This window comes from Stenotrophomonas sp. PS02289 (assembly GCF_029960115.1).
Taxonomy (GTDB): domain Bacteria; phylum Pseudomonadota; class Gammaproteobacteria; order Xanthomonadales; family Xanthomonadaceae; genus Stenotrophomonas.
On record NZ_JASCOZ010000022.1, the window covers coordinates 33,490 to 42,820 of the forward strand.

Here is a 9,331-nt window from a genome sequence, read left to right on the forward strand (position 1 = left end):
GGCTTTATGCGAGTGCCAAGGGAATTACGCGAGGATGCAGAGCCAGAGCATCGGGCAGGACTACGCCTAGTTCAATCAGCGCTCGCCGCACTGGCGAAGGATCGTGACCATCTGGAATGCGCAAGACAGTGCCATCGGGCACGCCATCATGCTCCAACGTCATGCGCATCGCCTGCACATGTGCCAACTTCCATTTATGGTTGTCCACCCATCGGTCTGCGCCGAAGTCCCCAGCTTCGCGAGCCTCGAGGGCCCGATCAAGAAGCGCTTTGGTTTGCGCCTCCAGAAGCAGGATTCGATCCAATGTCACGTGATCCCCCTTGATGCATACATGCTCCTTGCAAGTCATGCATTCACGCTGTTTTTGGCAGGGACTCATCGCGTAATCGTGAACGCACATCCCGTAGAGCGTAGCTTTGGCGGTCCCCAGGCGATCTACCCCAAGCTCTTGATAAGTGACCGGTTGACGGCTCTGGAATCGTTCAAGTAGCGACTTATGTTCCACCTTGAGGATGTCTCGCACCTCTCTCATGCGCTCCTCTGGCGAACGATGATCGTAGTGCGCGTTGTCGGCAACACGGGCGCGGCCCGACCACTGAGCCAACGTCATCTCGTCCATACCGCCCCGCTGACTCAGGGTATTGAGCCAATGACGGGGCTGATGAGTCGTGAGCTTGATTGGACTTCCATCTGAGTTCCGATAGCCCTTCTTCTCGAAGAGCGAGAGATCCGAACTCCCGCCCAGGCGATCATTCACCATCGTTGATGTGGCGATTGCCCATGAGAACCGCTTGACTTCATGTTCGCGATGGAACTCGTTCACGCGGTGCAGGCAGAGGGCATCCCAGATCTTCACTGTCCTGCTGTCATCAATGAATGGCCAATCCGGCCCGGCGCACCCTTCAAAAACGTAGGCGGCCAGATCCTTGTAGGAGATGTCACCCCGATCAAGGAGCTTTTTCAACCGCTTGTCCCCAACCACCTGCGACCAAGTGGGCGTGCCGTCAGTACGGTACGTTTTTCTGTGAACCCGAAGCCCTAGAGCAGCTGCCACTTCATTCGGCATCAGCAGACGATCGGCGGCATCGCCCACCGTCACCACACAGCCCGGATGTTCCATAAATCTTCCAGGGTGATCATGAGCGAAGCGGGCAGCCGCACGAGCGGGAGCGCCGATTTGGGTCAGCCGACGCACGGCTTCGATGACAACATCCTGCATCACCGAAGGCACCCACTTCTTCGTGGCTCCCTTGCCCTTCGCTGCCCGCCATCGCAGGCACATTTGCGGCGCTCCATATTCGTCGGTATCCCACTGAATGCAGTCAACTGGAAGCGCGAGCACCTCAGAAATTCGCGACGGTGCAACCATCAAAAGCGTGGCGATAGAGGAAAAATATTGAGTCTCGACATCATCGGCGGCTGCAAACATTTCAGCCAAAGCGAACATTGCCTCGTTGGACGGCAGCTTCGCTGCACGGTGTGCTTTCCCCGCGCCTCCGATGTCTTCGGTCAGTATCTTCGGCTTCGGGAACGGCGACTTCCACTGCTGCAAGGAAGGGACAATCTTTTTCTCCCGAAGGAATTCGACAATGCGAGCCATCTGACGCCCCGTCTGGCATCTCTCGTCGTCGCTCTTGTAGAACTCCCGACACTTGGCAGCCGCCACATCCATCACAGCCCCGTTCAGGCCGCTGACGTCGGCACCTCCGCGGGACTCAAGAAGAGCCGCTTCAATGCAACGCAATGCTCGAAGCGGATAGTCAATGTTCTTAACGGGCTTGTGACTGTACGTATAACGAACGTATGCCTTGGCGAATTGGATGAACGGCTCTGCCATCGGGGTGAAACGATGGCTCGTTAATTCCTTCGTCTTCGTGGCAAATACAACTGATGTCTTTCCAAGCCTCCACTTGTGCTCTTCCCAACCGTCTCGCCCACCGAATGCGGTTAGATCTTCACGTGCAAGCCGTATGAACTCAGCCAAATTTTCGCTGGCAAATCGTGCGTCACGCGGTACAAAGAGGACGACATCAGCCATCGGCCACCTCAGCGAGGCACGATGCGCCAGCCAGTTGTTGACGCATGGCAGCGCACTTCGAGACGCAGTCTTCCACAGCAAGTATCAGGAGATCATTGGCGTTGACCACCACCTCCGCACATCCAGCCTCCTTCACCCTGAGTTTCTCAGCGTAAAGATCCTCGAGCACTTCCGAATGTGGAGCGTCGAGCCAGGGCTGGAAGTGCACGCATGTATAGCAAGCGCGATATCCACTGGCGCAGAAGCCAAAGTTTCCGCATGTCCCCACGGCGTTCTGCCGATCATTCGACACACGACTGGTAGGGTCGTCGCCGCGTATCGCGTCACGTTCGCTGCGAACCAGCGTTCCTAGACAAGCTTGTGCAAATGGCGCAAGGGCGGGGCCCACTATCCGGTCGATGAACACCGCCTCTTGGGCCGTATTCTCGGTATAGACCTTGACCTGCTGGATGTCGGATTGGTCCAACAACTCTGCGATCACGTATGCCCCGAATCCTTCCCTCCGAAGTTTCGTACCTCGTGTGTAGCGGAATCTCGTGGCTGTGAGGCGGAGATATTCGCCAGTCCGCTCCGAGCGCGCTGTGCACGCTTGTGCGACGCGCTGTAGCGCCTGACTAAATGATGTCGTCGTCGCGTGCAAAAGATCAGGCGTACCTCCAAGAAGCAACTCTTTAAGCGCGAAACCATCGGTGTTGCGTCGAAGTGTGTACGCCTTGGATGCATTGATGAAGATCGGAATTTCATCCCGCAGCGATGCGTGCAACGTATATCCCACTCGACTCTCGACAAGTTTGACTGAGCCCCTGTGCTGTTGCTGCAACACAACGCCAAGATCGTTCGGGATTGGAAGTGAACGAAACTCACCGCGGAAGGAGCCACCTCGCTGCTTGGAGCGTGGAACATTTAGCGTATAGAAGCTATCGCCTGCCTTCGGCAAAGCCAGATCCTTGCCTCTGAGCGCAGCGATCTGGATGGGTCGCCGAGCAGTCATTGCCAGCATCAACAGATAGGCGTAATCCTCGAAATCAATCGTTTTCTGGACCACCGCGAGATTCGCCCAATCCAATAGGGACTGCAGCTCAATATCCGTGAAAGGTCCCGTTTCTGGGCAGCCGTTTGCCACAGCTGCGCCTTTTTCATTGCCGGTGATACGCCAACCTTCAAGTAGTTCAACCACATCCTTGGAGATCCCAGCGAACCCATAGTCATGCCATGCCAGCAAGAACCCCTTGAGCCCCCCCAGATTCCACTCCCCATCCAATCCGAGTGAGGCTCTCCAGTTCATGAGCGAAGCCGGAGACACTTCAGCAGACCCCGTTTCACGAATGAACCGCTTCATGCGCTCAGCCATGTTGTAGGTATGTGAGGCGGATTGCTCCTCTGCGTAGCGCTGAAGGGTGAGGCGGGCACCCTGCCTACAATCCGGCTCAAGGTCATCTATGACACCAAGCGAGATTTGAACATCCTTATTGAGCTTCCACTGCATGTCCTTCGGATCGAATGAATAGCCATCCTTCGATATAGCCATACGCGGCGAAGCAGTCTCTGGTACGGCTGCATTCGCCTTAGCGCTTGCCTTCATCACCCACCTTCTTATCGTTATTGCGAGCAAGTGCGCTGCCAAGCAGTCGCATGGCCTTGTCGGCCTGTTCACGGATATGACGCTCGTTATAGACCTTGCCCGACTCCTTGTTGCGATGTCCATTGAGGTGTGCACGAATGTCCTGCTCGCGACCCTCCCTAATGATCTGCTCGGCGTCATTGGAACGCGACGCTGCATTGTGTTGATCAATCGCTAGCGACAGCGCGTAATTCATGTGATGGCGCAGTGCATGAGGATGTATGCCCGCCAGTTCTGGCGAGACCGCGCTGACTCGCTCGATGACTCGGTACAGGCCATTCTTCGACAGCGGCCTCCCAAAGGTCTTCCCGGCCTTGTGCGATACGAAAACGTAGGGATGTCGTCGCGCTCCAGGAATGCGTGCACGCACTTCAAGGATGTAGTGCTGGACCAGCTTTGCGAGCTCGTCCGAGATCGGCAGAATGCGCTCTTTCGTTTTGCTGGTCGGCTGATAAGCGCGAGGATCGTGCACGTCATCGTGATTGCGTCGAACGCTGACGCTTGGCTCGTGCCCAAGATGAAACTGCTCCACCCAAAGGCTGAGCAGTTCGCCCGTTCGCATGCCGGTGACTCGATACAACTCGATGATGATCGCATTCCGCAGCTGGATCGTCGGATCGCTGAACGGGTTCTCGTCGCTCCCGATGGCGATGACTTCCCGCAGCCGCTTGACCACCCCTGGATCAGGCGACTTCTCGACCGGCGTCTGAATGAGTCCGTGCTTGGACCCTCGTGGGCGGTGCTTTCGAATGCGCTTGCCCATCTCAGCCAAATCGTGCGCAAACTCCGCAGAGTTGCGATGCTGGATGATGACGCCGCCGAGGAACTCCAGGTAGTCCGCGATCGTCGTCATGCGGTTGTAGGCCACTCGCTGGGTCACCGAGGGACGCGCCACCGTCGGGCCTACCCGTGCATCAGAAAAGGCCACCACGTTGCCCGAGCGCACTTCGGTGTCTTCTCTAGCGCCCACATATCGCATGTCCAGCTTCGCGAAATCGCGCAGCGACACGATGTCTGGCAACGAAAGGAACGTCCCACCCGTGAACTCGTCAACGAGGTTGCGTCCTTCCTGCATCTCCCATCGAAGGAGCACCTGGATGTGCGTGAGAGCGTTTCGAATCGTATTGACGGCCGCTCCGGCGTTGCGCAACTGCGCCGTCGCAAAGAGCGTCGGGTAGAACACAGGAAGCCCCTGATCGTCCAGCAGAAGTGGCACGCGCTCACCTTGATTCATCACGCGCATCGCAAGCGAGGACATAAGGTCTTTTTCTACATTTACTACATATGAATGACTATACCATTTTATTTTACAAAAGTAGTGAGCAAAAAATAGAAAAGCCCCTTAGTAGAAGGGGCTTCCTGGATCCATTAGCTACAAAGCGTGAGGATAGGTGTCCTAGAACGGAATATCGTCGTCCGCAAAATCATCCATCGGCGGAGCCGACTGCTGCGGCTGCTGCTGCGGGCGCTGCTGCTGGCCGTAGCCACCGCCGCCACCGCCACGCTGGTTGCCGCCACCGCCGCCGTACTCCTGGCGCGGAGCCTGCTGGCGCTGCGGACGGTCGCCGCCGTAGTTGCCGCCACCACCACCGCCGCCGCCGCCTTCACCGCGGCCGCCCAGCATCTGCATTTCGTCGGCAATGATGTCGGTGGAGTACTTCTCCACGCCGTCCTGGCCGGTGTACTTGTCGTAGCGCAGGCTGCCTTCGACGTAGACCGAGCTGCCCTTGCGCAGGTATTCGCCGGCGATCTCACCCAGTTTGCCGAAGAACACCACGCGGTGCCATTCGGTGCGTTCCTGCTGGTTGCCGTCCTTGTCCTTGCGGACGCTGGTGGTGGCCAGGCTGATACGGGTGATGGCCATGCCGCCCTGGGTGTACTTCACGTCCGGGTCGTTGCCGAGGTTGCCGACCAGGATGACTTTATTGATGCCGCGCGCCATAGGGTGTGCTCTTCCGTTGTTCGAGGGCAGACCTGAGAGATTACACACTCCGCAAGGAGGCGTGATCCCGGCTGCCGCTCATTGAATCTGGGTGGGTTACAGAACGCCACATCTTATCAGTTCTGCCGGGTCGGCCCGGATCGGAACTTCCCGCTTCCGCCCTCGGAAACGGCCGCAAGGCCCGTCCGACAAGGCCGCAGCGCCGCATCAGATGATGGCTCGACTGGCACCCTGTGCGAATGTGATGTTATAACATCGTAATTCACCCCGCCACGGAAGACTCATGTCTCGATCCCGCTCCACCCTCTCCACCGCCATCGCCCTGGGCCTGCTCGCCTCGGGCATTGCCGCCAGCGTCGCCCATGCCGAGGCCGCCCCACCCAGCGCGTCCACCCTGGACACCATCCACGTCACCGGCATGGCCGAAGACGCCAGCAAGGTCGCCTCCCCGATCAGCGTGATCAGCGCCGAACGCATCCAGCAGGGCGGCGGCAACCTGGGCGAGGTGCTGGATGGCCTGCCCGGCGTGCGGGTCGACTCGTTCGGGGCCGGTGCCGGCCGCCCGGTCATCCGTGGCCAGACCGCCCCGCGCGTGAAGGTGCTCTCCGACAGCTCCGCCGTGCTGGACGCCTCGGACATCTCGCCCGACCACGCCGTCACCGTCGACCCGCTGCTGGGCGAGCGCATTGAAGTGCTGCGCGGTCCGGCCACCCTGCTGTACGGCGGTGGTGCCATTGGTGGCGTGGTCAACGTGCTGGACAACAAGATCCCCGAGCGCCTGCCTGAGAACGGTCTGGAAGGCCGCCTGCTGGTCCGTGGCAACACCGTCGCCGATGAGCGCGTGGGTGCCGCCTCCATCACCGGCCAGGTCGGCAGCCACCTGGTGCTGCACGCCGAAGGCTCCTACAAGGACGCGGACAACTACCGCGCGCCGGACCTGGACGAATCGCGCGTGGATGCGACCTTCAGCCGTTCCAAGAACGGCAGCGTCGGGGCCAGCTGGGTCACCGACAACGGTTACGTGGGCGTGGCCTACTCCTACCGTGAGGACGACTACGGTCTGCCCGGCCACAACCACGAGTACGAAGGCTGCCACCCGCACGGCAGCGCCCTGCACTGTGGCTCGCACGACCATGCCGACGGGGACGACCATGACCATGATCACGAGCACGACCATGAGCACGTGGCCGCGATCAACCTGACCAGCAAGCGCTACGACCTGCGCGGCGAGTATCGCGACCCGTTCGCGGGCATCAGCCGCGTTCGCTTCCGTGCCAACTACACCGACTACAGTCACGACGAAATCGACGGCGAAGAGGTCACCACCACCTTCGCCAACAAGGGCTACGACAGCCGCGTGGAACTGGAGCACGTGCCGCTGGGAGCCTTCACCGGTGTGTTCGGCATCCAGCATTCGGACACCGAGTTCAGCGCCACTGGCGTGGAAGCCTTCCTGCCCACCGTGGACACCCGCTCCACCGGCGTGTTCCTGGTCGAGCATGTGGAAGTGAACGACCAATGGCATTTTGAGCTGGGCGCGCGCCATGAGTGGCTGAAGCATCAGCCGCGCAATGATGCCCGCAACCGCCCGGCGTTCGACGATACCGCCAGTTCGTTCTCGGGCGCGGCGATCTGGTCGTTCACCCCGGCCACCTCGCTGACCTTCTCGCTGTCACGCTCGCAGCGCCTGCCGCATGCACAGGAGTTGTATGCGCGTGGCATCCACATGGCGACCAACACCTACGAATGCGGCCTGCTGCCCAGCGCCCTGACCTGTGGCGGTGCGACCAACGACGCCAGCTACACCAAGGAAACCTCGAAGAACGCCGAGCTGACCCTGCGCAGGAGCGAGGGCCCGCTGACCTACAGCCTGGGCGTGTTCGCCAACAACGTGGACAACTACATCTACGCCCGCACCCTGGACCAGTACGAAGACTTCCGCCTGATCAAGTACACCCAGGCCGACGTGGAATTCCGGGGCGTGGAAGCCGAGCTGGGCTATCAGTTCACCAATGCGGTGTCGGCCACCCTGTTCGGCGACCGCACCCGGGCCCGCTTCGCCGATGGCGGCGGCAACGTCCCGCGCATTCCGGCCGCACGCTTCGGTGGCCGCGTGAACTGGGCGCTGGGTGCGTTCGACACCGAGCTGGAGCTGTACCGGGTGAACCGCCAGCGTGACATCGCCGACTACGAGGTGGAATCGCCGTCGTACGACATGGTCAACCTGACCGTGGCCTACACCGTGCCCAACAGCAATGCCCAGGTGTTCCTGCGCGGCACCAACCTGGCCAACGAGCAGGTCTGGAACCATGCCTCGTTCCTGGCCAGCACCGTTCCCCAGCCTGGCCGCAATGTCAGCCTGGGCTTCAGCTATCGCTTCTAAGCATGGCCACTTCGCTCTATGAGCGCGTTGCCCGCCTCCACGGCCACCGGCCGTGGGGGCAGGTTCTGGATGCCGGCACCGGGCCGGCATCCATCCGTTGGCTGGAATCGCTGGACAGTGAACGCTGGACGGCGGTGACCGGTTCGGAGCGCATGCGCGAAAAATCCCACGCCGCCTTGCAGCAACCGATGCGTGAGCAGGATCGCCTGCTGACCGGCAACTGGATGGACCCTGCACTGCTGCAGGACGAGCAGTTCGACGTGGTGCTGGCCGATTACCTGCTGGGAGCCATCGAGGGCTTTGCACCCTATTGGCAGGACAAGCTCTTCCCACGCCTGCGCCCGCTGGTGCGCAGCCGGCTTTATCTGATTGGCCTGCAGCCGTATGTGCAGGGCCTGCCCGACACCGATGCCGGTCGCCTGATCAACGAGATCGGCCGTCTGCGTGACGCCTGCCTGCTGATGGCCGGCGACAGCCCCTATCGCGAGTATCCACTGGACTGGACGCTGCGCCATCTGGAAGCTGCCAGCTTCCGCGTGGTGGATGCCCACGTGCTGCCCATCACCTACGGCGCACGCTTCATCCAGAGCCAGCTGGCGATGTGCACGCAGGCGGCGAACAAGCTGCAGGATCGCCGGTTGGCGGTGTCGCTGCTGCAGCACGTGGCCGAGCTGGAGGCGCGGGCGTTGGCTGTGAGTCAGCAGCTCGGGGGCTTGGCCCATGGCAGCGACTACCTGGTCGTGGCCGAGCCAGCCTGAGCGCGGATTGTCTGCATGCAAAGCGCCCCACCGCCCAGTCCCCCACCCCGCCACCGCGCCGTTGCTGAAGTTACGGCGGCGGATGGCATGGAGGCGATACGCACCTTGTGCCAGCAGCGCGGCCACGCGTTCACCGCCACCCGGCGACGGGTGTTGCGCGTACTGATAGAAGCGAACGCGCCGCTGAAGGCCTACGCGGTGCTGGAGACCATTCGCCAGACGCAGCCCAATACGGCACCGACCAGCGTGTATCGGGCGCTGGAGTTCCTGCAGACGCAGGGCTGGGCGGTGCGGTTGAACTCGATCAGCGCGTATCTGTACCAGGCACCGGGATCACCGGCGCGGTGCACGTTTCTGGTGTGCGAGACCTGCAGCAGCGTGCAGGTCGTGCATGGGGCCGAGACTGGCATCAACTGGATCGACCACGCGCGCATTACCGGCTTCGTGCCTGCGTCGCACAGCGTGGAGATTTCCGGCCGCTGCGCGCGGTGCAGGATGGCGGACTCTCCACGGGCCACCTAAACGCGCGCATTTGCTCCGTAGAGCCGGGCTTGCCCGGCTGCTCTTCGCACCGCGCCAAATGCAGCCG

At 60.9% G+C, this 9,331-nt stretch carries 7 protein-coding genes; 3 read left to right on the plus strand and 4 right to left on the minus strand.

The window, feature by feature from the left end; genetic code table 11:
• Nucleotides 1-4 precede the first annotated feature (4 nt).
• From QMX83_RS05385 to QMX83_RS05400, 4 genes are all read right to left on the minus strand, one after another.
• Nucleotides 5-2,038 carry a hypothetical protein gene (locus QMX83_RS05385; RefSeq protein WP_282295624.1) on the minus strand — a complete coding sequence of 678 codons (2,034 nt, stop codon included), beginning with the start codon at nt 2,036-2,038 and terminating at the stop codon, nt 5-7.
• A complete protein-coding gene (locus tag QMX83_RS05390; protein ID WP_232092444.1) occupies nt 2,031-3,620 on the minus strand; it encodes a site-specific integrase in 1,590 nt (529 codons plus the stop codon). Before QMX83_RS05390 ends, QMX83_RS05385 begins: the two co-directional genes overlap by 8 nt.
• Nucleotides 3,604-4,917 carry a site-specific integrase gene (locus QMX83_RS05395; protein ID WP_149500782.1) on the minus strand — a complete coding sequence of 438 codons (1,314 nt, stop codon included), beginning with the start codon at nt 4,915-4,917 and terminating at the stop codon, nt 3,604-3,606. Before QMX83_RS05395 ends, QMX83_RS05390 begins: the two co-directional genes overlap by 17 nt.
• Nucleotides 4,918-5,055: 138 nt before the next feature.
• Nucleotides 5,056-5,601: a single-stranded DNA-binding protein gene (locus QMX83_RS05400; protein WP_282295625.1), complete on the minus strand. Its 546-nt coding sequence runs from the start codon at nt 5,599-5,601 to the stop codon at nt 5,056-5,058.
• Nucleotides 5,602-5,884: 283 nt separating this feature from the next.
• Here QMX83_RS05400 and QMX83_RS05405 point away from each other — a divergent pair, with 283 nt between their 5' ends.
• The 3 genes from QMX83_RS05405 to QMX83_RS05415 all read left to right on the plus strand — a co-directional run bounded on the left by QMX83_RS05405 (nt 5,885) and on the right by QMX83_RS05415 (nt 9,264).
• Complete coding sequence (locus tag QMX83_RS05405) at nt 5,885-7,984, plus strand: TonB-dependent receptor (RefSeq protein WP_282295626.1); 2,100 nt, start codon at nt 5,885-5,887, stop codon at nt 7,982-7,984.
• A 2-nt stretch (nt 7,985-7,986) separates the two neighbouring features.
• The gene (locus QMX83_RS05410) at nt 7,987-8,742 is read left to right on the plus strand and encodes a class I SAM-dependent methyltransferase (RefSeq protein ID WP_282295627.1); all 756 of its coding nucleotides are present in this window, start codon (nt 7,987-7,989) and stop codon (nt 8,740-8,742) included.
• 87 nt (nt 8,743-8,829) lie between these two features.
• A complete protein-coding gene (locus QMX83_RS05415) occupies nt 8,830-9,264 on the plus strand; it encodes a transcriptional repressor (protein WP_282295628.1) in 435 nt (144 codons plus the stop codon).
• Nucleotides 9,265-9,331 lie beyond the last annotated feature (67 nt).